Annotated in this window: 29 protein-coding genes; 6 read left to right on the forward strand and 23 right to left on the reverse strand. The window is 43.4% G+C overall.

What is annotated here, in order from left to right; all coding sequences use genetic code 11:
* The 5 genes from EAE90_RS17970 to EAE90_RS17985 all read left to right on the forward strand — a co-directional run bounded on the left by EAE90_RS17970 (position 1) and on the right by EAE90_RS17985 (position 3,757).
* Complete coding sequence (locus EAE90_RS17970) at positions 1 to 1,203, forward strand: phosphoribosyltransferase (protein WP_214054626.1); 1,203 nt, start codon at positions 1 to 3, stop codon at positions 1,201 to 1,203.
* Between the two features lie 2 nt (positions 1,204 to 1,205).
* A complete protein-coding gene (locus tag EAE90_RS23960) occupies positions 1,206 to 1,406 on the forward strand; it encodes an HAD family hydrolase (protein ID WP_246550907.1) in 201 nt (66 codons plus the stop codon).
* 3 nt (positions 1,407 to 1,409) lie between these two features.
* Positions 1,410 to 1,868 carry an HAD family hydrolase gene (locus EAE90_RS23965; RefSeq protein ID WP_339921749.1) on the forward strand — a complete coding sequence of 153 codons (459 nt, stop codon included), beginning with the start codon at positions 1,410 to 1,412 and terminating at the stop codon, positions 1,866 to 1,868.
* Between the two features lie 184 nt (positions 1,869 to 2,052).
* Entirely contained in the window at positions 2,053 to 3,312 is a 1,260-nt protein-coding gene (locus EAE90_RS17980) for an adenylosuccinate synthase (RefSeq protein WP_214054627.1), read from the forward strand.
* A gap of 16 nt (positions 3,313 to 3,328) precedes the next feature.
* Positions 3,329 to 3,757, forward strand: a complete 429-nt coding sequence (locus EAE90_RS17985) for an NUDIX domain-containing protein (RefSeq protein ID WP_214054628.1) — start codon at positions 3,329 to 3,331, stop codon at positions 3,755 to 3,757.
* Positions 3,758 to 3,886: 129 nt separating this feature from the next.
* Here the strand turns inward: EAE90_RS17985 and EAE90_RS17990 are convergent, their stop codons facing one another.
* The 17 genes from EAE90_RS17990 to EAE90_RS18070 all read right to left on the reverse strand — a co-directional run bounded on the left by EAE90_RS17990 (position 3,887) and on the right by EAE90_RS18070 (position 19,910).
* Positions 3,887 to 5,041: a hypothetical protein gene (locus tag EAE90_RS17990; RefSeq protein WP_214054629.1), complete on the reverse strand. Its 1,155-nt coding sequence runs from the start codon at positions 5,039 to 5,041 to the stop codon at positions 3,887 to 3,889.
* A 61-nt stretch (positions 5,042 to 5,102) separates the two neighbouring features.
* The gene (locus tag EAE90_RS17995) at positions 5,103 to 7,745 is read right to left on the reverse strand and encodes a fimbria/pilus outer membrane usher protein (RefSeq protein WP_214054630.1); all 2,643 of its coding nucleotides are present in this window, start codon (positions 7,743 to 7,745) and stop codon (positions 5,103 to 5,105) included.
* Between the two features lie 84 nt (positions 7,746 to 7,829).
* Positions 7,830 to 8,666: a fimbrial biogenesis chaperone gene (locus tag EAE90_RS18000; RefSeq protein WP_214054631.1), complete on the reverse strand. Its 837-nt coding sequence runs from the start codon at positions 8,664 to 8,666 to the stop codon at positions 7,830 to 7,832.
* 49 nt (positions 8,667 to 8,715) lie between these two features.
* Positions 8,716 to 9,450 carry a fimbrial biogenesis chaperone gene (locus EAE90_RS18005; protein WP_214054632.1) on the reverse strand — a complete coding sequence of 245 codons (735 nt, stop codon included), beginning with the start codon at positions 9,448 to 9,450 and terminating at the stop codon, positions 8,716 to 8,718.
* Between the two features lie 33 nt (positions 9,451 to 9,483).
* Positions 9,484 to 10,056 (reverse strand): fimbrial protein, encoded by a 573-nt coding sequence (locus EAE90_RS18010; RefSeq protein WP_214054633.1) that lies wholly within the window; start codon positions 10,054 to 10,056, stop codon positions 9,484 to 9,486.
* Positions 10,056 to 10,772: a fimbrial biogenesis chaperone gene (locus EAE90_RS18015; protein WP_214054634.1), complete on the reverse strand. Its 717-nt coding sequence runs from the start codon at positions 10,770 to 10,772 to the stop codon at positions 10,056 to 10,058. Before EAE90_RS18015 ends, EAE90_RS18010 begins: the two co-directional genes overlap by 1 nt.
* 104 nt (positions 10,773 to 10,876) lie before the next feature.
* The gene (locus EAE90_RS18020; protein WP_036781661.1) at positions 10,877 to 11,437 is read right to left on the reverse strand and encodes a fimbrial protein; all 561 of its coding nucleotides are present in this window, start codon (positions 11,435 to 11,437) and stop codon (positions 10,877 to 10,879) included.
* Between the two features lie 473 nt (positions 11,438 to 11,910).
* Positions 11,911 to 12,216: a helix-turn-helix domain-containing protein gene (locus EAE90_RS18025; protein ID WP_214054635.1), complete on the reverse strand. Its 306-nt coding sequence runs from the start codon at positions 12,214 to 12,216 to the stop codon at positions 11,911 to 11,913.
* A 29-nt stretch (positions 12,217 to 12,245) separates the two neighbouring features.
* Positions 12,246 to 13,061 carry an MrpH family fimbial adhesin gene (locus tag EAE90_RS18030; protein ID WP_214054636.1) on the reverse strand — a complete coding sequence of 272 codons (816 nt, stop codon included), beginning with the start codon at positions 13,059 to 13,061 and terminating at the stop codon, positions 12,246 to 12,248.
* A gap of 26 nt (positions 13,062 to 13,087) precedes the next feature.
* Complete coding sequence (locus EAE90_RS18035) at positions 13,088 to 13,633, reverse strand: fimbrial protein (protein ID WP_214054637.1); 546 nt, start codon at positions 13,631 to 13,633, stop codon at positions 13,088 to 13,090.
* 11 nt (positions 13,634 to 13,644) lie between these two features.
* Positions 13,645 to 14,136, reverse strand: coding sequence for a fimbrial protein (locus EAE90_RS18040; RefSeq protein WP_214054638.1), 492 nt, complete (start codon positions 14,134 to 14,136; stop codon positions 13,645 to 13,647).
* A 14-nt stretch (positions 14,137 to 14,150) separates the two neighbouring features.
* Positions 14,151 to 14,717: a fimbrial protein gene (locus EAE90_RS18045; protein WP_214054639.1), complete on the reverse strand. Its 567-nt coding sequence runs from the start codon at positions 14,715 to 14,717 to the stop codon at positions 14,151 to 14,153.
* Complete coding sequence (locus EAE90_RS18050) at positions 14,710 to 15,294, reverse strand: fimbrial protein (RefSeq protein WP_214054640.1); 585 nt, start codon at positions 15,292 to 15,294, stop codon at positions 14,710 to 14,712. Before EAE90_RS18050 ends, EAE90_RS18045 begins: the two co-directional genes overlap by 8 nt.
* A gap of 24 nt (positions 15,295 to 15,318) precedes the next feature.
* Positions 15,319 to 16,068, reverse strand: coding sequence for a fimbria/pilus periplasmic chaperone (locus EAE90_RS18055; protein ID WP_214054641.1), 750 nt, complete (start codon positions 16,066 to 16,068; stop codon positions 15,319 to 15,321).
* Positions 16,069 to 16,163: 95 nt separating this feature from the next.
* A complete protein-coding gene (locus EAE90_RS18060) occupies positions 16,164 to 18,719 on the reverse strand; it encodes an outer membrane usher protein (protein ID WP_214054642.1) in 2,556 nt (851 codons plus the stop codon).
* 19 nt (positions 18,720 to 18,738) lie between these two features.
* Positions 18,739 to 19,287 (reverse strand): fimbrial protein, encoded by a 549-nt coding sequence (locus EAE90_RS18065; RefSeq protein ID WP_214054643.1) that lies wholly within the window; start codon positions 19,285 to 19,287, stop codon positions 18,739 to 18,741.
* A gap of 83 nt (positions 19,288 to 19,370) precedes the next feature.
* On the reverse strand, positions 19,371 to 19,910 hold the full coding sequence (locus tag EAE90_RS18070) for a fimbrial protein (protein WP_214054644.1): 540 nt from the start codon (positions 19,908 to 19,910) through the stop codon (positions 19,371 to 19,373).
* A 684-nt stretch (positions 19,911 to 20,594) separates the two neighbouring features.
* Between EAE90_RS18070 and EAE90_RS18075 the strand changes: the two genes are divergently transcribed.
* A complete protein-coding gene (locus tag EAE90_RS18075; protein ID WP_214054645.1) occupies positions 20,595 to 21,167 on the forward strand; it encodes a tyrosine-type DNA invertase in 573 nt (190 codons plus the stop codon).
* Positions 21,168 to 21,561: 394 nt separating this feature from the next.
* On the opposite strand, the gene EAE90_RS18080 is transcribed toward EAE90_RS18075, so the two are convergent.
* The 6 genes from EAE90_RS18080 to EAE90_RS18105 form a co-directional block, all read right to left on the reverse strand.
* Complete coding sequence (locus EAE90_RS18080; RefSeq protein WP_214054646.1) at positions 21,562 to 22,158, reverse strand: AidA/PixA family protein; 597 nt, start codon at positions 22,156 to 22,158, stop codon at positions 21,562 to 21,564.
* A 39-nt stretch (positions 22,159 to 22,197) separates the two neighbouring features.
* Entirely contained in the window at positions 22,198 to 22,779 is a 582-nt protein-coding gene (locus EAE90_RS18085) for an AidA/PixA family protein (protein ID WP_214054647.1), read from the reverse strand.
* Positions 22,780 to 23,486: 707 nt separating this feature from the next.
* Entirely contained in the window at positions 23,487 to 24,083 is a 597-nt protein-coding gene (locus tag EAE90_RS18090; RefSeq protein ID WP_214054648.1) for an AidA/PixA family protein, read from the reverse strand.
* A 39-nt stretch (positions 24,084 to 24,122) separates the two neighbouring features.
* Complete coding sequence (locus EAE90_RS18095; protein WP_105399484.1) at positions 24,123 to 24,704, reverse strand: AidA/PixA family protein; 582 nt, start codon at positions 24,702 to 24,704, stop codon at positions 24,123 to 24,125.
* A gap of 507 nt (positions 24,705 to 25,211) precedes the next feature.
* Entirely contained in the window at positions 25,212 to 25,802 is a 591-nt protein-coding gene (locus EAE90_RS18100) for an AidA/PixA family protein (RefSeq protein WP_105399483.1), read from the reverse strand.
* Between the two features lie 36 nt (positions 25,803 to 25,838).
* Positions 25,839 to 26,360 carry an AidA/PixA family protein gene (locus EAE90_RS18105; protein ID WP_214054649.1) on the reverse strand — a complete coding sequence of 174 codons (522 nt, stop codon included), beginning with the start codon at positions 26,358 to 26,360 and terminating at the stop codon, positions 25,839 to 25,841.
* Positions 26,361 to 26,382: the final 22 nt, after the last annotated feature.

The raw sequence follows: 26,382 nt of genomic DNA on the forward strand, positions 1-26,382 counted from the left end.
ATGCCTGAATCTTTATTTCCTACTTTGGATCTTCGCTCTATTGGTTTACTGGGCGAATTACGTAGCGTACCCAACACAAGCTATTTAACGAAAGAAGTGATGGCGCTGCCCGGTTTACTCACGGAGAAGCCAGAATTCGTGGGTTCCCGCGGTGCTGACTATTACGAACAAAAACCTTGTCACGAACTACTGATGACGGCGAAATATTACACAGAATATATCGCTCAACTTGAGTGTAGCGACAAGCTGTGTGTCGCCCCATCAAAATATATATTGGCCGATCATAGCCTGGCAAAACTGCTCAGAATCGTTGATAGCTTAATAAGTTCTCCGCAGACGGTTAACGAAGATATTGTGTCATTTATTGATGGCATCAAAGAGTGTGCAAAAGTCGTCAGCTCAACGCTGATGGGCACAGCATTCACTTTTTCACCCTCGCCGATCCATGACCTGAAATTGCCTTCATCTACGGAACACCAAGTGCCCAGACCGTTTATTGAAGGGGATAATCATCTGTTAACTTTGGCCGCAGCCCAAATTGACAAATGCCCCAACTCCTCTGTTGTCGGCATCATGTTAGGAGGATCAGCGGCGGCGGCAGTCACAGCCGCAGCATGGGATAGTGAGCTCAATTTAGTGAAAGTCTCACGTTACGATGATACGTCTCGCAAAAGCAATCATCTTTGGGGGCGCAATATTCCACCAGAGCAAACTGTGACAGTTATTGATGATAATTGCGGAACAGGCGACACCTTACGTCAGGCAATCGATCTGGTCATGGCCCAAACCGGGCAACGTCCGAAGGCCCGTGCCGTCGAACTGCATTGGGAAAAACTATTACGCGCCCGCGTTTATGGACATGCTGATCGTGTATTCAACCCTGAAACTTTAGATGTATTGACGCCTTGGTGTTTCAGACATCATCAAGTCCTGAATCGTTTAATTCATCAGCCTTTTGCTGATGATAAATATACTTATACAACTACGGCGGATTGGGCTGCCTATTCATACAGTTTATTGTCCGTCCTTCATGACACCCTGGCAGACTCAACATGGGCAATCAAATTATTGCGTTTTTTATTAAATCTAAAAGCGCAAACACCATTGAATTATGAACAGCCAATCGATGCATTTAAGGCCCTGGCACATCAATGTCCTGAATGTTCAGCTCGCAAAAATTCGTTTGGAAAGGGAGTTAATTGATTGTGACAACAGCACATATTATTTGGGATTGGAACGGCACATTACTTAATGATGTCAATGTTTCATTGAGCGCCACCAATTTTGCACTGGCAGAAATTGGTATTGAACCACTGACGCTGGAACAATATCGGGAACATTATTGTGTTCCCGTACAAACTTTCTATAAACAAGTGATTGGCCGTGAACCTTCATCTTCTGAATGATCAGTGATCGGAAAAATATTTAATTTTCACTATCGACCAGGCATTCAGAAAGCCAGTCTCACAGAAGGTGTGAGTCAACTCCTTGCTTCCCGTTATAAAACAGGCGCAACTCAGTCATTATGTTCACTGATGGAGCATCATGAATTGGTCCCCATGCTTGATAATCATGGTATTGGCAAATTCTTTACCCATATAGATGGTAGAAATACGCCATTATTGACTACCGGCAAATCAGAGCAGTTAGCGAACCATCTCAAAAAACTCAATGTTTCTCCTAAGCACAGTGTGGTTATTGGCGACGCCACCGATGACGCAATTGCCGCATTAGCAACAGGAGCTCATGCCATTCTTTATACTGGCGGAACCCACAGCCGTGTCAGTCTTGAAACTGCCGGTGTTCCCGTGGTTGATACATTAAGTGAAGCCTTATTAATAGCTGACTCTTTGGTCCATAAACAGTAATAAAAAGGTTGTTCAAAATAATCAGATAAGAAAATAAATAATTCATAATAATGTGAAAATAAATAGTTAGCATATTAAATTTATAAGAGCAGATTATTCATCTTTTTTTTAAAAAAAAGATCACCAAAACTGGATGATTTAACTATTATTTAGAGTAAATCATAAATAATTAAGGAACAGGTTCATGTTAACGGCTGTAGTTGGACTCCAATTTGGAGATGAAGGTAAAGGAAAATTTGTTGACTATTTATCTGGCAATATCAATAACATTGCTCGATTTAATGGCGGCGCTAATGCAGGTCATTGTGTGCAACATGGTAATTTAAGAGGCTCATTTTCTCAATTACCGGCCTCACTCAACAAAAAGAATTTACATATCTGCCAAGGTGCTTTAATTAGTCTTCCCGTTCTGGTTAAAGAGATCGATTTTATACAAAAAGAACACATTGATTCTAATATATTTATCGATCCACGATGCCATATTGTCTTACCATTACACTCCGAATTAAATCGAGCGTCAGAAAAATATAAAGGCAAGCAGAAGATAGGTTCAGTTGGTGTCGGTGTCGGGGCCTGTGTTGAAGATAAAACCAACCGTCATGGCATTCGGCTTATTGATACACTTGATAAAGAAAAATTAAGGAGTAAATTAGAATTTCTTTGGAATATCAGAGAAAAACAAATCAATCATGTTTTTAATGCACAAACCACATTAGATTTTGAAGAGATGTTAGAAACAACGCATCAATATGGCAAGAGGATAGAACCTTATTTCACATTCACTAATGAAATTATCGGTGATTTACTTAATTCGGGAGAGAATGTTTTACTTGAAACATCACAAGCCACTTTCTTAGATAATAGTTTCGGTACTTATCCTTATACCGTGGCATATCAGACACTAGTGCAAACCTGCTTTGCCATGATAGGCATACCGGCACAAAAAATGCATATTGTCGGTGTCATGAAATCTTATATGATTCGTGTCGGTAACGGGCCATTCCCCACCGAATTATTGACAGAACAGGCTGATTATATTCGAGAACGCGGGAACGAGTATGGCACCGTTTCGAAAAGGCCAAGGCGTTGCGGCTGGTTGGACTTATCCCTAATTAAGCATGCAGTGAAACTCAATGGCGTAACAGAACTCGCCATAACGAATGTTGATGTTCTCGCTGATTTACATGAAATAAAAGCCGCTATTGCCTATGAAATTGATGATAAGCCCGTCTGTTGCGATGAAGCATTATTGCAGCTCGATAGAGCCAAACCTATCTATAAAACATTTAAATCCTGGGGCGCACTTAACTCATCATATACCCATTTAACAGAACTGCCTACTGAGCTGATTGACTTCTTAACTTTTATTCAAGACTATGCTGGTATCCCAATCAAATATATTTCCTATGGTCCAGACAGAAATCAGACATTAGTCATGAAATAAAAGCGTGGAGAAAATAATGATTCACTATGTAACAGGGTTTATGTTTTCTAAAGATAAAAAACATGTTTCCCTGATTTCAAAATTACAACCCAGTTGGCAAAAAGGGAAGCTTAACGGGGTTGGTGGAAAAATAGAGGCTGGTGAAAGCCCTCAACAAGCAATGGCAAGGGAATTTGCGGAAGAGGCTGGCATTGAAACACGTCCTGAAGAGTGGCGATTATTTACTGTCTTAACTCGCCCTGACGTTTATCAGGTAAATTTTCTCTATATGTATGATGATCGTGTCTATTCTGTCAATTCTATTGAAAAAGAGATCGTTAATATCTATGAAACAAATTCATTACCCGATAATGTTATCTATAATTTACGTTGGTTGATTCCGATGGCGGCCGATGAACATTTACGTTTCGATAAAGAGATAGAGATAACAGAAATGCGGGGTTAACACAGTATAAGCAAATACGGTATCTAATTAATGTTCTAATAAACACAGAAGCACCGGTACTTAAAATCGGTGCTTCTGTGAAATAGAAAACAACATCATCACCAAACCATTTCGACAAATTCCCCCAGCCTAAGCAGAGGGTTCAATGAAATTAACATCCGACCACACTGAGATGACAGCAACGGCACTGGCTCGCCCTCCAGCGCCATCAATCTTCATCAGAATCGGTACCACAGACAGTTGCGTTGATGCGGTATAGTTATCGTCCCCCCGCTTAATGTATCTTGCATTCTCTCCTTCGCCTCTGTGCCCGGTACCGAGAGATAAGGGTTTGTTGGCAGAATCGGTGAATGCAAAGGCGATATCCTCTATTGAGGAAGCTAATACATTCGGTTTACCCGGTACAAATGGCCCATCGATTCGGTAGAGTAAGCGTGAATTTTGGAATACCGCGTCATCGCCGGAACAGGTGCTGTTTATCCCTATCTGTCTGGCCGACGCCAGTGGATCTCCCGCCTGTTTACCGGCTCTTTTCACCGTTCCCCAATCCACCGATGAGGGCGTCAGGACAACCGCACAGGTGGATGGCTTTTTAACTGGTGAGAGAATAACCGTGGTCAATAGGGGCTTCAACATGCCGTTAGAACCCGATATGGCCGCAGGAGTCCAGCCAACCGCGCCAACTGACAGAGGACTACCTCCTACCTTCGCATTGAAATTACCGTCACTGTCCGGGTAAATCGCCCCTGTCACGGTGCGGACACTGACATCAACCAAGCCGTTGGCATCGGGAACACAGGGAATGTTAACGCCAGCATTCCCCCTGACCAGACTGGCTGATTGATAGGTGCTGGGTGAGCCATGCGTCTGGCAAGAGAGTGAAGATTGTCCGATATCAACCATAAAGTCGCCAACCCTTCCTACCCGGACGCTACTCGATGACGACGAAGAGATTAATGGACGTGTTCCCGATCCCACTGTGTAGGCCATAAACTGCGTACCAATGGGGACACGACAGGTTGCCGACCAATTAAGAGGGCCGCTGGTGGTATAACCGACTATCTCATCACGTGAGTAATCACGCTTATCTTTGTTATTTGGCACCATTGCATAGCCGGTGACATTACGAACCATCTGCACCAGTTCAATCTCACAGTCCTGATGAGTCTCTGCCGCCTGGAGAGGCAAGGTGGTCAATAAAAAGAGCAATAATACCCCCAAGCCGATCAGGGTTGAGACGGGATTTTCTACACCACCGCCCCACAAACGTTCAGTGTTCAACATTCTTCTTTCTCCAAATTGCTCATCGGGCGCATCAGTCAAGCTGCCCACATAAAGATAATGCTTACAGACACACGGCATCGGCCTGTACCAGTTGCCCGGGTGTATCGGATGGCGCCTGATAATGGGTGATGCATTGTTGCGTTGCCCCGTTTCCCCATTTAACTTTCACATGACCAGCCGGGGGCATACCGCTGAGATAAACCCGACCGTTATCACCCACAATGCCGCTGCCGACCTGAGCGGCATTTTCTTCCAGCGTCGCAATAGCGCCAAAAGGCACGGGTTTGCCATGATGTATCAACGTCAACAATAACTGGCTGCCTGAGCGAACTTGATAATTAGCCAACACCACGGCTCCTCTGGTCGGATAAACATTCTTACTGGTCTGGTCAATATCGATCCCTTCCGGCAGGGTGGACGGGTCCAGATTGATAGTGTTTTTTTGGTAGACCGATCCGCCCGGCAGTACGGCGTAGCCCCGCCAATCGGTCTGCACATTGCCGTCCCCGACCGTCACCCCTTTCGCCCCGAGCGCACGAACCAGCACCACTTCATCACCCAGTGAACGTGATAGCGTCATGCCGTAAGGATGGATTAGGAGGGCGCCGGAAGCCCCGTAGGTGAAATGATGGCTATTTGCGCTGTCATTGTAGCCAAGATTAACGTTTCCCTGGCTGCCCTGATAACTCAGAGACAAAGCCCGGCTGTTTTGCTGGCCGCGGTTCCCCCAACCTTGCTGGAGGTTATAATTCAGGCGGTTATCCCATAATATGCCACTGATGCCGGTCTGTTGAGCGGTGCGCCCCTGCGAGTCGCGCGAGACCGTATAGCGAGTGTAAGCGCCCCGTAGCGCAGACGATGATCCAAAGAGACTGAGTGGGACCTGCATATTGAATGCCATCTGACGATTCTCCGACCAGTTGCCGGCTCCTTCCATGCGATAAATGTTATAACTCAGGTTATAGCTGATCCCCATCAGCATCGCGTTATAACCCAAATTCAGATTGTTGTCGGTACGGCCATTCCAATAATCGTTGCGCGTCCCAGAGGCGTAAAGGCTGCCCCAACTTCCCAGCGTTTGATGCAGGTTCACCTGCCAGGTGCTTTGACGTCGGTCAAGCGCCCACGGCACCTGATATTCATTCAGGCTGTAGCCCATGCTGTTAACATCACTGAAACTGTAATAATACTGAGTGGAATAGCGATAGGCGGCCAGATCGATGCTGGTGCCGGTACTGATCAAGTTCTTGGCATATTTCACTCGATAAGCTTGGCCCTGTTGCCGGTTATTTTCCTGCCCCTTAGCCCCTTGCAACTGGGCTCGGGCAAACGTCACATCCGCAGACAGTGCGCCAAATGCCCCCAGTGACACGCCCGAGCCGAATATACCCGACTGGTAGTTGCCTGCGACCAATCCCCCACCGTACAAGGTGATATTATGCGGCAAACCATAGACCAAGGTGCCCAGAGCAAATACCGGGGAACGGCTGCCATCAGTGAGGTTGCCGCCGTGATATTGACCGGCCGTCAACTCATATTTCATGCCGCCGGGACGCTGCATCATCGGGACCGATGAAGAAGCGAGGGTGGAGACACGAGTACTGCCATCTTCCTCTTTGATCGTGACCGTCAGGTAGCCAGAGTCCCCGGTGGTGTACAAATCGGTGAAACGAAATGGACCCGGCGCCACTGTGGTTTGATACACGGTATAGCCATTTTGGGATACGGTCACTTGCGCATTGGAGCTTGCTACACCGGTTATCTCTGGGGCAAAACCGCGCTGACTTTCAGGCAACATTGCATCCTGAGAAACCAACTTCATACCACGCAACGGAATGCTGTCAAAAATATCCCCACCGGTATAGGTTTCACCGGCTGTAAACTCACTGCGCAGTGACTGTACATCACGTTGCAAATAGGTATTACTGACCTGCCATTGAGTCTGCGTAGCGGGGGAAAAACCGGCAGCCCCTCCATTGCGCTGGCGATTGTAACTGTAAGTTTGCGTGCTGCGCAGACGCCACGGCCCCAGATTCAACCCATTACGAAAAGAGGCAAACAGATTGCGGGAGCGTGATCCGCCGCCGGTTTCCTGACTGTCATAACGCCCTTCTGAGCCATTGATGGTGTAGTTGATCAAAAAAGCCGGAATTCCGTTATCCCACAATGACGGATCGACCATCCCAGAATAATGGGGCTGCATAGCCGCCTGAGGAACACTGAGGTCCAGACGCAAACGAGCGAAATCCAATATCGCGCTGGCGTGTGAGATCTGTTTCGTCAGATCCGTGATGGAGCTATCGCCCGCTTTTCCCTGAAAAGCCGACAACCCGCGAATATTGACCCCATACTCTTCGAGCTGTGCCGCCGTTAATACCGGTTGCAGATGGTCGTTGACCAATCTAAATTCAATCTCGCGGTTATCCACCTTATTCTGGTTCATGTAGATATCCACCAGATAGCGCCCCGGTGCGACATAGCCCGCGTTTTCATACGCCGAGAGATCGATATGCTCCTGCTCCCCCGTCGCCCCCATCAAGAAAGCGGGATTAAAGTATTCCCGCGCAGAGGTAGGCAAAGTTGCCGCCGTCAGTGAACATAGCAGACATACATATACAGGACGCAGCCGAAAATTGCCCGGCTGACCGAGCGCACATTGACTGCCCGCCAGCCGCGCAGACGAAAATAAAATGTTTATTGTCATAGCTCATTTCTGCTTATAACTTAAGCCTATGCGGTTAATCTTGAGGCCACTTTGCCGGTCATCCCCCCCACAGATAAGAACAAGTCATAACGGAACATAGCGATCCTGACTGTCGCCGGGAAAACGCCAGACCAGTGGCCCCTGTGCTCCAGCGGTAAACGAATGGGTTTGAAGCGAATGGGTTTGAAACAAATGATTTTGAAACAAATAGATTTGTCTGCCTTTCGGCGGCACCATCGCCTGACGTATGTGATCATCTGCCTGTTGAGTGCCTACTTTCAGGGCAGAAAAGGTCAGAAAATAGGGCGTAGGATTTTCCACCCGTAACTGCGTCCCATGAAGGGAAAATTTCACCTGTTTAGCCACCGTGGCGTTATCCCGGACGGGTACGCCTTGGGGACGATAAAACAGTCGAATATTCATCTGTAAGGCGACCTGCACTTGCGACGCTTTGTCTGTCCGGTGACTTAATGCCGACGCCTCCACGGTATCCGGTACGGCTACTCCCGGGATAGCTCGCAGCGAGACTATAAAAGCCGATTCCCGATCCGGCGGTAATTGCCCCCCAAGCTGGCGAACACGGAACGAAAATTTCTCTCCAGCCTCGATCCGTTTTAACGGCGGCAGGACGACAAAAGGGGGAACTTGCCCGGATTGGGTATCAAAGCGACCGGTATCGTGGTCCATCGGGCTGACAAATCCCTGTACCAGATAGTTCTGCGCTGTGTGATTAGTCATACTGAGCGTCACGCCGCCCGGGCTATCTTTAGCGACATACGATAATTGCATCGGGGAGAACGACAGCCCTTGATTATCAACCGCCTGCGCTTTGAATATATTCCCTAGCAGCAAAGTGAAACCGAGGGAGTAAAGCATTAACCCCCAATGTGTCCGCCCATGCCAGTTACTGACTCTCTTCATACTCCAACTCCGTAGAAAAGTAGAAAAAAAGTAGAAAACAAGGGCGGATTCAACGCGCCACCCTGACGGTAAATATTTTTGAAACCCCGCCGTAATCATTAATCATCGACCAATTCACCGATTTTTTACCCACCAGCCCGGCATAGGTAACACAATCCTGTGGCGCTATCATTGAGGGATAGCGGTTCAGATCGAGCGCCTGTCCATCCAGCGTGAGACTGTCCAGCGACAGGAAATACGGGGAGGGATTGCACGCCTCAATACCATCGGGTTGCGACTGAAAGCGAAGCTGTCCATACGCCTCTTCCGGCAACAAAGGCAGGTTACGCGGTCGCCAGAAAAACTTAATCCGCATCCCTACGCTCATCGACGCCTGTTCCCGAATATGTTCACCCATCATCTGTTGAGTCGCGGGGATAGCGTTCATCTGGACATACCCGAGCGATTCCCGATCCACTGGAAAGGGGGGCTGATTAAAGGTTGGCAAAATACGCAAGCTGTTCTGACTGTTGGCCTCCAACCTGAACAGCGGCGGAGTCACCACAAACGCTGGTGCGGTTTTCTCCTGATCTTCGGTTATCCTTACCTGCACCAGCCACGCCTGATGCGTGGTATTGACCACCGTCAGCGTTTGTGCCCGTTCTCCTTGGGTGAAAATCACCCGAGTTTTATTCAGGCTGATACCGGCGGCTAGACAGGATTCTGTACCAGTCATCCCTAACCCTAGCCAGAACACCAATAGCACCAACCGGTACCGCACTGGGTGTACCCGATCTGTTTCCACAACGCCTCCTGAAACCTGTTGCCTCAGCCGCACTCAGTGATAGTCAAATTGAAATTGAATATGCGCGGTCAGCTCACCGGGAGTCGGCACAACCGTGCCGGGTTCATGTCGCATATTCATCTGGAAGGTAATCTGACTCTCTTTAGCGGCGTTACCCGGTGGCGCCAAATTCACATAATCGCCATTTTTCAGGTAGCTCCCCACCCCGCCTCCCGGCAATTGATAGCGCAAGCCAAATCCCACATTTCCCGCTACCGTGGAAGCTTTATCCCGAAATAACGTCGGGTGGTCTTCTGGCGTGGCGCCGATTATTTTAATCGCCGGGGTACGGCCTGCTCTGGCTGATCCCGCACAACCTGACAACGCTAACGTAATAGGTTTGCTGCCCGCCGCCGCAATATGTTGCGTGCTATACCGAACCTCGGTGAGTGGTACGGATGGAAACTCGACATGAGATGTTTGCATGTAAAGCTCACAGGTTGGCTGCTCCAGCGTCAGCGCCAATGTCAGTTCTGCCGTGTTTGAGCTCGCTCCCGCGGGCTGAGGGGCAGTACAGAGCAAACAAGCCAGTGTTGCCCGTCTGATAAGGGCCCACGGTTTGTACATTACGGTATCTCCCCTTGATAGGTGGATTCTCCGCCGAGGTCATTAATCACCGTCCAGCTTACTTTGGCTGGATAATGCCCACCTTTAAGTAGTAGAGAGAGGTCAGAGAACGGGGAGACCATGTTCTCTTTCTGCTGCGTCATCACCTCCTGTCCACCCACTTTTAGGGAAGTTAAGGTGATGTAATAAGGTGATGGATTTGTAACCGTGATTCCTGCGGCTGTCGGTTTGAAGCGCAGTGAACCAAATCCTTGCTCCGGCGAAACCGATAGCCCTGACGGGCGATACATCAGCTTAATCGTGTTGGCTATAGCAAACTGTATTCCGCCGGAGACATTCCGCTGGGAGCGATTATCGGATTCAGAGCTTAACGGAATGACCTTCGCCGTAAACCAGAACAGGGATTCCCGGTCGGTAGGCAGCGACGGACCAGTTTTGACGATGCGCACCTGATTCTGGCTGTCTGGCTCCATACGAAACAGGGGCGGCGTCACCAGAAATGGAGCGGTTTTGTCTCCCGCAGAAGTAGAACTGACTGTCGCCTGTATTAAATAGACCGCCTCTTTACTGGTATTGCTCACTGAGGCGGTTGTCGCGCGGCTATCCGCTGGATAGATAATGCGGGTAGTACTGATCCCCACCCCTTCCGCCTGCGCGGAAGTAACCGACCAGCCTAACAGACCGGTCACTATCATTGCTGTCATCAATCTTTTCACTGACATCACCTGAAAATGTCTGGTTTGGTATTGCGTAAGTAAGAATTGGGCCTCCCTGTCCAATTCCACGACTATCTGTTTCTAACGTCTATCGGCGTTGAGAATTAGTCATACGCTATTTTCACGGTCAGGTTCCCTTTGGACTCTGCGGCTTTTACCGCCCCCACACCAAGCTTAGCCAGCCCTACTTTAAGCGTGATGGCATTATCACCGGCTACTGCGGGACTGTATGAGGCATCTTTTAGGTTAACTGGCGCACCTGGCGGGATAAGCTTGTCATTTATCGTCAGGCCAATCGCATGGTCGGTAATTGCAGCATTACCAGTGGAGTTAAGAAGCTGAAAATAATTGCCTCCTGGTCCTGCTGCGGTGCCGCCAACCGTCAATTTAGCGCTTTTCGCGGAACTCCACAGAGGGCATTTTTCCGTTTTAATCGTGACGAATTTTTGCGTGTTAGTTAAAATTGCGCCATCTCCCTTCCCAGAAAAATCAGATACCAAAGCGGCGAGACTAACAGGCTCTATTGCTGCAAACTTACAAGTCTCTGCGGTCACTGAAGAGTTTACTGTCAGGGTACCGGCACTCACTTCCTCCGCCATCGCCTGCGACATCCCCCCCAGACACAGCGCCGCTATCGCACAGGTCTTCAAAATGTGTTTTTTCATTTCATCGATTCCTTTTATTTATTCGATACATTTTGACTAAAACAACATCACGACAAGTTAAACAACCAGATCGCTAATGCGCTGCGTTTTACTTGTCATTTGAGTTATTTTTATTTGCTGATTAACTAATCTGAATTTAGTTAAACCGTCGCTAACATATCTATTTCTGAGCGGGAAATATTGAATGGCAGTTTGTTCTCTTTTTGAGACAATTAGTTATTAACCCCGACATATTCAACATTAATTCCTAAACGTTATGGTGTCGGGAGTATTTGTTCCTTAATTAAATTACTATCTGAACTTTAATAACTTCGTCAAAATGGGAGATAAATAAGAATGGACTTTTTAATTTGTGGTAATAACGTTGTGGTAATAACATGGCTAACGAATAAATCATAAAAGTGACCGTTCCGTCGGTCACGAAACTCAGTCATCAACTGGTTTATAGATCCCCTGATTGGCGTCGAGATCAGTTAACATCCAAATTTACCCAATGTAGCCTCCGCAATAGGGATATATTGGTCTGTTAATTTATTGATGCTGTTATTGGCTACAGGATAACTACAATCAAGGAAAAACCAGTTTATCGGCGTCTCCAATATTGAAGCTATCTGTACCAGATGGGATAAATTAATTCGGTTTATCCCTCTCTCATAACGTGAGAGTTGTTGTTGACTAATACCTATTTTTTCCGCCAATTTTACCGCGGTCATACCCAACTCTTTCCTTCTTTTTTGAATACGCTTCCCTACTAATAGATGATCTTGTTTCATTTTCATCCCAGCCTTTAAATTAAAAAAACACCTTTTTATGGCATCGCCAAAATTATTGCTCCTGATCCTGAGAAAGGTCCTGCCTCTACTCTGCCATTTTTCTGTAAAATTGATTTCACTGTAACGGGTACATTTCCTCCAGCCGGTACAAACACAGCAACACCGTCTTCACCATTTTTCTCATTTAATAGCAATTTAGCTTTCAAGCTACCATCACTTCTTAAAGGTACTAATCCCCTGTCAGGTCCCGTCGCTGTCACAATAATCTCGATATCTACATTACAGGTTACATTGATATTTTCCGCTCTGGTGGCCCCTTCCAGTTTTGCCTCATCAATACTACCGTAATTAAGTTCAACGGAGCCTTCACTGACCTGACAAAATCCTATTGGCGGTGGTGCAACGCCACATAAAGATCCAGGTAATAATCTTCCATGAAAACCATTTTGATCGGTTTCATAAAATAACCCGACACATTCCTGATGCGATCGAATCGCAGGACCAAAATGTTTTGCAACTCCAGTGATCGGAAAACTGGTATATTTCAATATCTCCGCCTGCACTTGTTTCATTGTCTTGAATCTTTCCACGCGAGTATTGAATATCCTATAGGGCTGCCCTGAATAACCATCAGCAAAATGGCGATGGTTAACCGATATCCAACACGCAGAATAACCATAACAAGGATTTGGCGTAAAATCGTTTTCTGGGTCCCAACGTTCAATGACAAAAGTATAATAGGCATTTGTCGGAATCCCCTCGGATTTAGTGATATATGAAAATATCGATGCAACCGCATTTGATGAAAACAGCGATAAAAGTACCAGGCAAACAGAGAATAACTTTTTCATTTAGTTACCTAATAAAACTGTGCAAGTTAGTCATAATTCAGATTAAAGGTTGCAATCGCATGAAATGCACCTCGCTTAATCGTCTGGTTAGCTAGCGCAGTGGGTTCTGCCTGCACATATGCTTGCAGTACAATCAAGTTTTCCCTCTCTTTTAACGGATACTCTTCCCCCTCTTTATTCAACGACAACCGTTTGCCTTCTGCCGTTTCTATACCGATGGCAATTCCAGCGGCTTGGCTCCCTGCACTTAACGCCAATAAGCCCGGCAACTGCGTATTTTCTATGCCGCTAAATGTCAGTTTAATCGATTTCCCCACACTCATATCGCAACCAGATAATCTGAGTAGAAAAAGCTCACTATGGGTCCTGCCATGCAGATACAAATATTTCTCAGAAATTGTTGCAAAATCGAGCTGGATATCTTCATCACCCGATTTCATCGTGCAAGGTTCTTTAACCAATGCTCCGTGAAAACGCATATTATCCGCAGCCTGTACCACTTGATGGCCATAAACCGTGGCAGCGATAACCATAAAACCAACACGCAACACGAATAATTTTAAATATTTCATTAATTTTCCTTTCACTGGTATTCCGCCAGCAATGTCGCCGTCACTTCAAATGCCCCTTCCGGCAACGTACTTCCTGGTTTTTTCACCGGCACCGCTTGTATTACCGGCTGTTTCTGCGACGTCACCGGAATACGCTCATTAAGGGTGAATGCTTTACCATCCAACGTCAGACGAATGCCTAAATCCGTAATATTGGTTTGCAACGCGGCGGCATCAAATGAGGTTGGCGGGCCAATCACGGTCAATCCTAAACTCCAATCTGAAACATTAGGCGCACATACCAACTGGTAATTCACGGGCTTGGTATAATTCACCCCGTCTACCTGATGGATGCCGACATTGTTACCAAAATCGACATCAATCATATTGCCGTCATTAATCACGCAAGGGGGCGCTTCAAGCAGTGTGCCGTGAAACCACATATTATCTGCCGCCTGTCCCGGCATCACACTGATTAACCCCAAGCACGCACCCCAGAAAACACGGTAGATCAGAGGATTCATTGCATGTCTCCTGTTCACTGGTATTCAACCATCATGGTTGCACCCGCGCCAAAGTCGCCGCCTCGCAATACCGCAGACATATCTTTTACCGGCACCGCATGTAATTCAGGAAAATTAGGATAGCTAAATTTCATCCAGTCATTGACGGGCAATTTTCGTCCGTTATGAATAACGGCGATACCTAGCCCAGAGTGATTGGTTTGCAACACCGTTCGATCAAAACTGGCAGTGTTACCCGATATCATCATTTTCATCGCATTAGCTGGCATTTTTTCACATCTCACCGTGTATTTGACGGGTTGCATATAATTAACCCCATCAATGCGGGTAATCATTACGTCGCCAAAGTCCACATCAATAGTATTGCCGTTATTAATCACACAAGGTGGAGGAGCGATAACCACACCGTAAATATTGACCGGTGTTTTACCCGCAAAATTACTGACAGGTCTTGCGGCTAAATTTGTCAATAAATCAGCCTGAGCATTAACACTCAATAAACAGCCAAACAGTAATACGCGCCATTTTTTCTGCCTGCGATGCTGTCTTTTTATTCTCAGAGAACACAGAGAATTAATCATAATTCACCCTGAAATCCACTACCGCGCGATATTGCCCAATCCCTAGCGCTCTCGGCGTCCGCACCGGCGTCACGTAATATTCCAAGCTGTCCTGCCCGGCTGCTACAAAACGTGGACGTCCCCGCTCTCCCAACCGGATATCATTATTCGCGGTATCTGTTATCTGTAACCCCAACCCGGTGATACCGGCCACCTGCACCAGATGTGGATAATCGCGATCCGCTGGCGCCGCAAAACTGACCGTCGCCACCGGTTGTAACTGATCCCACGTCAGATTGCCGGTCCGACTGTCATTGACTGCCCCTTTAGTTCTTAGACAATCACGAAACTTCAATGTGAACGGTATCGGCGTTCCTTTATCACCTGGCTGGCGTAAGTCACTGTTTGGCGTGCTCCCCAGATTCACCTCCTGCCATGCAGAGGTCATGTCCAGTCGACAAGCCGCCTCAGTCAGCCCACCAAACACATGCAGTTCACCGTGCAACCCGTTTATGTCTGCGGCCCTTGCCTGACTCGCCGTCACCGGTATCAGCCAGATAGTCAGTGCCAGTACGCAACTTATCCGCTTGATGTTCATCGTCGCCCCTCCCGACTTTACCCATCACGACGAACGTTCAGTCACCTGACAATGGTTCCCCGCACAACTAAAAGTCAATTGCGGTCGGCCACCATAATCATTGACATACGTCAGTACTGGCGCACTCCCTAATGCGCCGACACTACCACTCAGCACCGCACTACTTTTAGGCGCTATCATAAATGGTTTAAAGCCCGCTACCGTCTCTCCCTTAAGCTGGCTCGATGCATCCACCACAGTGATGTAATACGGTGTCGGATTGTTCACCTGATATCGATCCCCCTTACGGGTCAAAGTCATCTTCTCTTGCCACGGATTATCCAAATCGGTGCGGCTGGCAAAAATGGCTTTCGGGCGATAGAACAGCTTGATTCGAGTTTGTAGCGCAATCTGCAAGGTATTCGGCTTCTTACTGCGCGGCGGAATTTCACGCAAATTAAAATAGAACAAGCTTTCCCGATCTTGTGGTAACTGTGCGATTGTTGGCAGTGACTGTATTTTCACCTGACTCTTAGCGCCCGGCTCCACCCGCTGTACCGGCGGCGTCACGACTAACGGACCATTGATTTTGTTACCCTGTTCATCTTCTATCCATCCCTGCGCCAGATATGGCAACTCTTTGTTCTGGTTGCTGATATCCATACTGGTGGATTTGTCCTCGCCGTTAAACACGACGCGGGTACGATCCAGCGCAATAGCCGCCATTGATTCACTGATCACTGACAGACTTAAGATAGCGATCGTGATTACATTGATTGTATTGTTCAATTTCATGCTCTCAATTACTCATGCTCAGAATAATCATTACAGATCACCGCGATACACTTCGGTGACAGCAATAAGGTTTTCACACTGCCAGTCAATCAAAGTTATGGTTGTTTGTTACCATCGGCCAGTTGGCAGAGCAGCAATAACGAAGCCATCTCTTCTACTTTTGGTAATTGATGTGGCAGCTCAATCACGCACTGCAATTCTCCATCCCAACGCACATCCAGTTTCTCTCCGGGATTTATCCCGCTCAGGTAGGTGTTTCCACCATCACTGACGATACCGATCTCCCGTTGATCCTTATTCAGTACCGTTGCCCCAAACGGCGGCGCGCTACCGTCCGGCAAGCGGATCAGGGCCATCGCTTTTTCACCGGATATCACCTGGAATTTGCGATAACCAATCGCCCCTTCCGTCAGTGTTGCTTGTTGTACCGACCGTACGGCCTCCACATTGTCCGGCAGTTTGTTTAAATCAATACTCGCACTGTTACGGTAATAATTGTTCACATCAGAGATCACCGCTTTACCGAACATATTGGTATGGGTAATCGCGCCGAAACCTTTCACAGGTACGCCGCCGACACCATCGGTATCGACCATCAAACGGGTAGTACCCGGCATATTAATGCGATGCAATGCCGCGCCTTTCGGCGTCACGGTCATGCCCCCCTGGATAGAAAGCGCTCCCGTGGTATAACGTCCATCCTGATAACTGGCGCTGGTGGTCAGTTGAGCACGATCGCCGTAATGGGTTAAATAACCGTTAGCCGCAGCCTTGCCATCAATACTGGTGCCAACCGCTAAACGATAGTTACTGTTTTCATTAATTCGGTCGTAATAACCTACCGTGTGGGAATTACCTTCCCGGTTGGCCATTGCGTTATAACTGATAGTTCCTGAATTACCCCACGGCAGGGATAATGTCATATACATCCCATCGTCATTTTTACCTTCATATTTATTACGGTAAGCAGACAGGTTCAGGTTAATGTTCTTATAACTTCCAATATCAAAATAGCGTGATATTGATACGTTATAGCGATCGTTATTCGAACGATTCCAGTAAGTCTGGTGGCTGTAATTCAAGTAGATACTGGTGCCAATATGTGTGAACTGCTTGTTCAACATAATGGTGTAAAGTTCTTTATTGCTCTCCGCATCACCATCGTGGTAACGACGATCCAGATACTGGCTCATGCTCATAAAGTCTCGTTCCGAGAAACGATAACCGGCAAAAGTCACCTGGCTGTCATACTCCGCAAAACGCTTGGAATAACTGAGACGATAAGAGCCGCCAGTCAACGTTTGGTCCTCAGCCGGTAAGTGGGCGCGGGATTCAGTGACATCAAAGGAAAGCGCTCCGAAAGCCATCAGATCACGACCAACCCCCAACGACAACGCATTATAATCCCCGGCTCCCAGTATCCCGCCATACAGCGACCAACCGTTGTTTATTCCCCAGGAAAATTCGCCGATACCAAAGCCTGATCCTTCACTGTGATGCTTCCAATTAGTTGGCTTGCCCGCTGCCAGTTTGTACTGCACCCGGCCCGGACGGGTTAAATAAGGAATATTCGCGGTATCGATCTGAAATTCTTGTAAACCGCCATCCTGCTCCTCTACCCGTACATCCAGTTTGCCGCTCACTGCGTCATTGATGTCCTGAATACGGAATGGCCCTGGCGCGACTTGAGCCTCATACAACACTCGTCCCTGCTGACGAATCGTTACTCTGGCATTGGTTTTCGCCACCCCGGTCACTTCCGGCGCATAGCCGCGCAGGTTCGGAGGTAACATATTGTCATCCGTCACCAAACTGACTCCGGTAAAACGGAAGCTGTCAAAGATATTTGAATTGAGGTAATCCTCACCCAACGTGAGTTTAGCCTGCCAACGCGGTATTGCCCGGTATAAGTAATAACGGCTCCAATCCCAATTTTTCTCAGTGCTCCCTCCCCGCCCCGTGGTGTGGTTATACTGTGATTGCCAGTCTGCCCGCAGACGCCACGCCCCCAAATTTATCCCAGTCGTACCATTAGCGCTGATATTCTGATTTTCATTGCCCTTCGCCGGTTTAGAGACTTGGGCATTGACGTTATAGTCAAACATCATCCCGAAAATCCCTTCATCCCAACGTGACGGCGGGTCCCAGTCGGGTGAGCTATATTCGAGATAAGCTTGAGGTACGCTCAGGTATAACGTGTCACTGCTCAGATCGCCGCGCACCGTCATGCCCGGCAGCGTTTTAGTCTCCAGACACTGGTTATTGTTCCACCAAGAAATCTTTGATTCCCATTCCGCCTGCAACCCCAACTGCTTCACCAATTCAGGCGTCAAACACGCCGCACTTCCTTGAGGATCATCCGGCGGAGCCATAAAAATGACCGACATTTCCGGCAATTCGCTTTTGTTCAACCTGATCGTCATCTGATAATCCCCTGGCATGATATAACCTGCACGGGAAAACTCTTTTAAATTAATCCGAGAACGATCCTGAACATCCAATACATCCGTATTAAATTCAATTTCCTCTTCCGCATACACCGCATGAGTACCGATTAAAGCCAACAATACCGAAATAATAAGAGGTTTCAGGACACACCGAACCGAGACCACCTTGTCATATTCAGCGGTCGAACCCAAAAATAAAGCCATAACATTCCCAGATCGATGATTAGTGATAATCCAGCCTGAACCGAACAGTGGTTCGATACTGCCCCGCTTGCAATAACTGGTGATTACTCACCAATCGCATTGCGTAATTAAGCGTCATCTGCCCTGCCTGTAAGTCCCTCACCGGTAATGGCGAGCCCGGATACGCCTGATTGCCGTACATGTCGGTAATTTGTAACGCTACTCCTTGAGCCACACCAGATAAGCGGAAATTGTTCCCATCCGGTACGCCGTCAAACGTCACCTGAAAGTGGCGCCAATCGGGTTTAGCCAAGGTGGCGGAAGTTAGTGCACAGTTAATCAAACGGATGGAAAAGGGGCGCACTGGTCCCTGTCCATCATGTATCATCCGGCTTACCGGGATCGTGGCTAACTCAATCGTCTGGTCACGGCTACCTGCGTCAATCGCACAGGCCGTATCAATGATGGTGCCTTGCATGCTAACGCGACCATATCCTTGTGTTCCTCGTAGAGCAGCCGTTTCAGCTGCAATAACACAGGAAAACATTAACAGGCAGGGCACTACAACAACGGCAGCATATCGACTCATAACTTCTCTCCAGCTAAACTTATTCAAAACTTTTGATTAGGAAACGCCCGCCTCCCTGTCAGCGTTTCCGTGCATGAAAAGACTTATTGATAAGTCAGCTGGAAGTTAGCAATGCCGGTGAAATTACCCGGAACAACGGCATCAGGTGAAGTATCCCCCTGAAGATAGGCAGCAAAATGCAGATCATTATTACCATCATGCAGAGCTACAGCCGGTGAGGGGGTGCCTAGTTTGATTTTGTTACCGCCCGCATCAGTGATCGCAATACCCGCACCTTTAGCAACGCCTTCGATACCTAGCAAACCATCACCGCCGGTGATGCTAGATTTGGCGCCAACAAACGTCGTGGTGACTGTACTTATCGTTTCAGTCGTACAGTTATCTAAAGAAATTTTGAATGGCGTGGAAGAAGAACGGCCGCCGTTTTGCAAAGATTTGCTAGAAATAGAGCCCATTGGAACTACCTGATCAACCGTTTCCGGGGTGATAGAACAAGGCGCATCAGTAATAGACCCGGTAAAAGTCACCGTTCCGTGACCTTGGCTAGGATTCGCTGCATTGACAGAACCCGCAGCCAAAGCGACGCCTAACCCCAGGGCCATAACCAATTTATTCAATCTCATGTGAATTAATTCCTTGAATTTAAGGATAAAATACCCAATACCATAAAAAAATAACCGTGCAGGACTCCAGCTCCATGCACCCGATATTCGGCGCGAAATAGTTTAAAAATCTCGGATTAATATTTTTTTAAACCAAACAAAATGCACCAAACTGTTTTTTTTAGTCAAAAACACTAAGAGCGAATAATATTTCGGAGCTAACACTCGAAAAAAGACATTAATTTGAATTTATAATCTAATTAATCAATTACTATTTGATTGAATTCAGATGAACACACCAATTCTTTACAATAAATTAACGTAAGAATATGAAAAACAGTAAAAAGTAACGAAAAAAAACCATATATTATAAACAGTTAAGCATTGGCAATTTGTCATTACACAAAATTTGACTTAATCAGTCGTTTTATAGGAACATATTTACAGTTTGGTGCATTCTGTTCGGTTTCTTTTTATTGTTAAATAATTTCCAAATATATAATTGCAAAGCTTACAAGCTGATATTTTCTATTAAAAAATGGCTATCTATAACTATCTAAAAACGATAATTATAGATTTTGGTCAAAATCAATAGAGTTACCAGCTAATAATTTTATAAAAGTTCTATTAATTGATATATTCCGGTAGATTAATATTATTTTTCTACCTATAACTATCCGCCCCAATTGCACAGGAATTATTTTCATGAAGAAACGTAAGTTTTTAACCAGATATGAAATTAATGCGATTTTAGAAAAAGCACGTCAGGGACGTCACGCTGAGCGAGATTATTGCATGTTATTGATGTGCTTTATTCATGGTTTTAGAGTGAGCGAGCTATGTAATCTAACGTTATCCGATCTTGATCTTAGCTCAGAAATTATTCATGTCAGGCGATTAAAAGGGGGATTATCAACAACCCACCCGCTAATACCAGAAGAAATTAAAGCATTAAATCAATGGCTTAATATTAGAAAGAGTTGGCGAGAATCAGATACAGAGTGGGTATTTCTATCACAAAAATCAGGGGCTATTTCACGTCAGCAAGTTTATGGTTTATTAAAACGTTATGGCAAGCAAGCATTAGTTAATATTTCACCTCATCCACACATGTTAAGACATGCTTGTGGTTACGCGCTCGCTGATTTAGGGAGAGATACACGCCTTATTCAAGATTATCTCGGTCATCGAAATATATCCCATACCGTTATTTACACCGCAAGCAATGTAAAACGATTCTTCAAGATATGGGAGGCTCCTGTAAAAGGATTCGATTAATTTCAATATTTTTTATGTAAGACATGTAGCATGAGAAACTATTTCTCTTGGAAACAAAAAAATCATCTCATTATCCAATGGTAAAAATCCTCGTCCATCTATTGATGAGGGTTTTTTATACGATATAAATCGTTATTAACCTTATAATATATTACCTATTATTTCTTATAGTTACTTTTAAAATGATTTTTTAGAAATTAATTAATGAAAAAATCAAATAAAACCATCTATTTAAGGAGAGTTTAAATAATAAATTCCATTATTAGACGAATGGATACTTTCTCAAGAATGAAGAAAATAAAATCACTGGAAATTATCCCCTATTTTCCAGTGATAGCCTGCTGACTTTTAATATTTCATGGTTGATTTATTCAATTTTTAGGTCATGTTAAATTTAATCAACTATTTGAATATTTGGAGAATGAGAGAGATAGCCAATAAGATTACCAACGTTGTCTTTAACATTCCATCTTTCGAAAATGGATATATACCATGAATATTTGGCTGTACCTGGAGTACGTAATTTAGATCCTTGATTGAAAATATTACGAGTTTCCAGCACTACAGGATAGTCTTGGTTAGTCCCTAACGTTGCCTCTTTACTTGGGGCCGCAACTTGAGATACAGCCGAAGTTAGAGTTGGTGGCGAAACTAGTGATTGGGCGCCGACTCCTTCCATATGATATAGAAATACCTGATCATCAAATTGAGCTGATAAAGTTGAAGCCCGCCATCTAATGATATCCCCTACTTTACCTTGAATTAAAAGTGTACCTTGAGCATTATTTTTGGGCACATAGATATTATTTTGAGAGGTAATGTAATAAATGTATTTATCATCCATTACAGTGGGTTTGCTAGGGTCCTTACTAATAGAATTACCGAGATCTTTTGTGATAGCTTTTACATCAACAATAGCAAGAACATCAATTAGTTGTACACCAATAATTGGCCTTGCATCATCCAACTCTGTATATTCAATATTATTCATAATACTATTCCTATTCTTATATATTAGTTTTATAAGTATTTAATTATCTAGAACTCTAATGAAAGGATCATGACAGACATATCCAATGAGTTGTCTTTTACGATATATTTTCATATACCAGGTATATTGACCGAACCCCTCTCTCTGAGCTGTTGATTGATGATAATATCGTGTTATTAGTCCACCATGACTTTCGCCATCTCTTTTATATACCACACTATTGATATTATTATTATCAGCCTTAGCCAAATAAGGAATAGAAATATCACCATAATCAAGTTTCGGTAATGTTATAAGCGTAACATCATTACCGCTAATCGCGGTTCCTTTCATATGGCATAAAAGAACTGTATATTCAAATTGCTGTGTCAAAGACATTGGTCTCCATCTAATGTCATCAGCAACATTGACGGTTATCTCCAACTCTCCTTGAGCATTATTTTTAGGAGCATAAAGATTCCCAGTACTTGTTATATAATAAAAGTAATTGTTAGATACCACTTTCGCAGTTTCTAATGTTTGTGATTTACTTAAATCATAATGACTAACGATAGCTTCTGCATCGACACAAATCAGAATATCTACAACTTGATAACTAGAACTCTCTATAGCGTCACTCATTATCTATTCTCCTTCACAATAAGGTGTTAGATTGTTTAACAATCATCTTTTATATTAATAATTAAGATCAAAAAAACCACTAATATAAATCATAGTTTTTAAAATCAAATTACTTGTATTTTTACAATAACTTTTCAACATATAAATGAAATTCATATTAATATTGAATCACAAAATTATTATTTTTAGTATTAAATTACCACTTGTAAACATGAGTAATTTAACATTTTCTTTTGCGTTAAAGTTATACTTTCCTGATATTTAACTATGAAATTATTTTTTTCATAATTAACAATAAAAATACTGAGTGAAAAATAAAACATCGAATAATTAATTCAATTATAAACTTTGAGTTTAATAATAAAATGATGATAAATTTGATATATTTAGTCAGTAATATGGCAGTGAAACTTTTAATTTTCATATTAAATATCATTATGCCTATCCTTGGCATAATGCGTATATTAATTCGGCAAGCTAGAATATTCAATTACACCCGTCATCTTTCAAGTTGCTTCTTTGTTGGCCGCCGTCACGATCCATCTTGAAATCCATAGGGTATATATCATTTAGTTGAACAATTAGATTACAATTAATCATCATAAATAAATTAAAATCGCTAGAAATTATACGTTGCTTTCCAGTGACAGCTTACCAACTTTTAATATTTCATGGTTGATTTATTCAATTTTTAGGTCATGTTAAATTTAATCAACCACTTGAATATTTGGAGAATGAGAAAGATAACCAATAAGATTACCAGTGTTGTCTTTAACATTCCATCGTTCGAAAATGGATATATACCATGAATATTTGGCTATACCTGGAGTACGTAATTTAGATCCTTGATTGAAAATATTACGAGTTTCCAGTACTACAGGATAGTCTTGGTTAGTCCCTAACGTTGCCTCTTTACTTGGAGCCGCAACTTGAGATACAGCAGAAGTTAGAGTTGGAGGCGAAACTAGCGATTGAGCGCCTACCCCTGCCATATGATATAAAAATACTTGATCATCAAATTGAGCTGATAACGTCGAGGCCCGCCATCTAACGATATCTCCGACCTTACCTTGAATTAAAAGTGTACCTTGAGCATTATTTTTGGGAACATAGATATTATTTTGAGAGGTAATGTAATAAATGTATTTATCATCCATTACCGTTGGTTTACCAGGGTCCTTACTAATAGAATTACCGAGATCGTTTGTGATAGCTTTTACATCAACAATGGCAAGAACATCAATTAGTTGTACAGCAATAATGGGACTTGTATCATCCAGCTCTGTATTTTCAATATTATTCATAATACTATTCCTGTTTTTATATATTGGTTTTATAAGTATTTAATTATCTAGAACTGTAATGAAAGGATCATGACCAATATATCCGATAAGTTGTTTTTTACGATATATTTTCATATACCAGACATACGAACCACGCCCCGCCCTCTGCGCTGTTGATTCATGATAATATCGTGTTATTAGTCCGCCTTGACTTTCTCCATCTCTTTTATATACCACACTACTGATATTATTATTATCAACTTTAGCCAAATAAGGAATAGAAATATCACCATAATCAAGTTGCGGTAATGTTATAAGAGAAACATCGCCACCGTCATCAGCTTGTAGTCTCATACGGCATAAAAGTACTGTATATTCAAATTGCTGCGTCAAAGACATCGGCCTCCATCTAATGCTATCAGCAACATTAATAATTACCTCCAATTCTCCTTGAGCATTATTTTTAGGAGTATAAAGATTTCCATTGCTTGTTATATAATAAAAATATTTATTATGTACTGATTTCGCCGTCCCTAGTGTTTTTGATTTACTCAAATCATAATTACTAAGAATAGCTTCTACATCCACACAAATAAGAATATCTACAGTTTGATATTTCGAAATCGCTATAGCGTCGCTCATATCTATTCTCCTTCACAATAACGTGTTAGATTGTTTAACAATCACCTATTATATTAATAATTAAGTTCAAAAAAACCACTGATATAAATCATAGTTTTTAAAAATAAATTATCTTTATATTTGCAACAATTATTTAACATGCAAATAAATTGCATATTAATATTGAAATGAGGAATTATTATTTTTAGTATTAAATCACCATTTGCAAACATGAGTAATTCAACATCCTCTCTTGAGTTAAAATTATATTTTTGTGATATTTAACTGTAAAATTAATTTTTTATTGTTATTTATAAGAAATTAACCAATAAAACATCGAATGATTAATTTAACTATAAATTTTTAGTTTAATAATAAAATGAGAAAAATTTCAATATATTTAGCAAATAATATGACAGTGAAAATTTTAATTTTTATATTAAATGAAATTCTGCCTATCCTTGGCGTAACACGTATATTAATTCGACACATTAAAATACTAAGTTACATTAGCTAGTTAAATTACAATTAATCCTCAGAAATAACGATACTAGTTAATGGCGTATGATAACAATAACCAACCAGCTTATTTGAGTCATCATAGATAGATATATACCATGCATATTGAGTTATACCTGGCCTACGCAGCGTAGCTTTTTGATAGTAAATATGTCTTTTTTCATAGATAAAATCGGATAAAGGCGCTTGTGGCAACTCAATAATATCTTCTTTCGGAGGCATTAACGCTTTTTTAAGCTTAGGGACAACAACATTCGTTAATGTATATACCGTCATTGGTTGAGAAATGCAATCATTAGCATCCTTTTTTTCTATACGATATAAAAACACCTTATGGTTAAATTGAGCAGATATGCTAGAAGATTGCCACCTAACTACATCACCTACCTTACCTGTAACTTTAAGTGAATTTGTAGCGTTTTTCTCGGGAGTATACGCTTGATTCTCAGTGGTAATATAATATAACAAGTTATCATCAATTTTAGTCGGCTTTTTATAATCCTGGCTCAGACTGTCAAACTTATTTAAGATAGATTGCACATCAATACAAATTAAAATATCTATACTCTTAGAAAATTCAGCATTATCATCAATATTCATAATGTTGGTCCTATTATCTTATATTAATTTTGTAGTTTATAAAACGTGAACAAAAGAGCTATGAGAAATATACCCAATTAACTCAAGGTTATAATGTATGCTTATTATAAAAGTCAATTTCTCTCTACCCGATTTCTTGCCTTCCGATTCTATATAAGATTGTGTTACAGATTCTACTCCATATTTAAACGGTGTACCGGGTAATTGATTATCATCTTGTTCTGGGTAATTGACCCTTGTGACTTCCTGAATATATTTTATCGGCGTTATCGCTTTATAGCTATTTTCTTTAGTTTTTTGGTATAAATTTACTGAATGTATCAACTGTTGAGTTAAAGATATTACTCTCCATCTGATAGTATCGCCAATACCTATTTTTACTATCAATCCACCCGTAGCATTATCTTTAGGTGTATAAGCATTTTCATTATTAGTAATGTAATGAAAATATTTATTATCTACCATTGTAGGGTTGTCTGGATTTGTTCCCAGTTTATTATAATCATTAATAATACCATCAACATCCACACAAATAAGAATATCTACAGTTTCATTCATTTTTGCACCCCTTCATTGGATT

This window comes from Photorhabdus caribbeanensis, assembly GCF_018448885.1.
GTDB lineage: Bacteria > Pseudomonadota > Gammaproteobacteria > Enterobacterales > Enterobacteriaceae > Photorhabdus > Photorhabdus caribbeanensis.

What these genes read in the sequence shown, in the direction of transcription:
- EAE90_RS18030 (WP_214054636.1), bottom strand. Translation starts at nt 13,061, where the DNA reads ATGAAAAAGTTATTCTCTGTTTGCCTGGTACTTTTATCGCTGTTTTCA.
- EAE90_RS18085 (WP_214054647.1), bottom strand. Translation starts at nt 22,779, where the DNA reads ATGAGTGACGCTATAGAGAGTTCTAGTTATCAAGTTGTAGATATTCTG.
- EAE90_RS18010 (WP_214054633.1), bottom strand. Translation starts at nt 10,056, where the DNA reads ATGTACAAACCGTGGGCCCTTATCAGACGGGCAACACTGGCTTGTTTG.
- EAE90_RS17980 (WP_214054627.1), top strand. Translation starts at nt 2,053, where the DNA reads ATGTTAACGGCTGTAGTTGGACTCCAATTTGGAGATGAAGGTAAAGGA.
- EAE90_RS18055 (WP_214054641.1), bottom strand. Translation starts at nt 16,068, where the DNA reads ATGAAATTGAACAATACAATCAATGTAATCACGATCGCTATCTTAAGT.
- EAE90_RS17995 (WP_214054630.1), bottom strand. Translation starts at nt 7,745, where the DNA reads ATGACAATAAACATTTTATTTTCGTCTGCGCGGCTGGCGGGCAGTCAA.
- EAE90_RS18080 (WP_214054646.1), bottom strand. Translation starts at nt 22,158, where the DNA reads ATGAATAATATTGAATATACAGAGTTGGATGATGCAAGGCCAATTATT.
- EAE90_RS18060 (WP_214054642.1), bottom strand. Translation starts at nt 18,719, where the DNA reads ATGGCTTTATTTTTGGGTTCGACCGCTGAATATGACAAGGTGGTCTCG.
- EAE90_RS18025 (WP_214054635.1), bottom strand. Translation starts at nt 12,216, where the DNA reads ATGAAAATGAAACAAGATCATCTATTAGTAGGGAAGCGTATTCAAAAA.
- EAE90_RS18100 (WP_105399483.1), bottom strand. Translation starts at nt 25,802, where the DNA reads ATGAATATTGATGATAATGCTGAATTTTCTAAGAGTATAGATATTTTA.
- EAE90_RS18045 (WP_214054639.1), bottom strand. Translation starts at nt 14,717, where the DNA reads ATGATTAATTCTCTGTGTTCTCTGAGAATAAAAAGACAGCATCGCAGG.
- EAE90_RS18070 (WP_214054644.1), bottom strand. Translation starts at nt 19,910, where the DNA reads ATGAGATTGAATAAATTGGTTATGGCCCTGGGGTTAGGCGTCGCTTTG.
- EAE90_RS17985 (WP_214054628.1), top strand. Translation starts at nt 3,329, where the DNA reads ATGATTCACTATGTAACAGGGTTTATGTTTTCTAAAGATAAAAAACAT.
- EAE90_RS18065 (WP_214054643.1), bottom strand. Translation starts at nt 19,287, where the DNA reads ATGAGTCGATATGCTGCCGTTGTTGTAGTGCCCTGCCTGTTAATGTTT.
- EAE90_RS18000 (WP_214054631.1), bottom strand. Translation starts at nt 8,666, where the DNA reads ATGAAGAGAGTCAGTAACTGGCATGGGCGGACACATTGGGGGTTAATG.
- EAE90_RS18105 (WP_214054649.1), bottom strand. Translation starts at nt 26,360, where the DNA reads ATGAATGAAACTGTAGATATTCTTATTTGTGTGGATGTTGATGGTATT.
- EAE90_RS18075 (WP_214054645.1), top strand. Translation starts at nt 20,595, where the DNA reads ATGAAGAAACGTAAGTTTTTAACCAGATATGAAATTAATGCGATTTTA.
- EAE90_RS18020 (WP_036781661.1), bottom strand. Translation starts at nt 11,437, where the DNA reads ATGAAAAAACACATTTTGAAGACCTGTGCGATAGCGGCGCTGTGTCTG.
- EAE90_RS17970 (WP_214054626.1), top strand. Translation starts at nt 1, where the DNA reads ATGCCTGAATCTTTATTTCCTACTTTGGATCTTCGCTCTATTGGTTTA.
- EAE90_RS18040 (WP_214054638.1), bottom strand. Translation starts at nt 14,136, where the DNA reads ATGAATCCTCTGATCTACCGTGTTTTCTGGGGTGCGTGCTTGGGGTTA.
- EAE90_RS17990 (WP_214054629.1), bottom strand. Translation starts at nt 5,041, where the DNA reads ATGTTGAACACTGAACGTTTGTGGGGCGGTGGTGTAGAAAATCCCGTC.
- EAE90_RS18035 (WP_214054637.1), bottom strand. Translation starts at nt 13,633, where the DNA reads ATGAAATATTTAAAATTATTCGTGTTGCGTGTTGGTTTTATGGTTATC.
- EAE90_RS18090 (WP_214054648.1), bottom strand. Translation starts at nt 24,083, where the DNA reads ATGAATAATATTGAAAATACAGAGCTGGATGATACAAGTCCCATTATT.
- EAE90_RS18095 (WP_105399484.1), bottom strand. Translation starts at nt 24,704, where the DNA reads ATGAGCGACGCTATAGCGATTTCGAAATATCAAACTGTAGATATTCTT.
- EAE90_RS18050 (WP_214054640.1), bottom strand. Translation starts at nt 15,294, where the DNA reads ATGAACATCAAGCGGATAAGTTGCGTACTGGCACTGACTATCTGGCTG.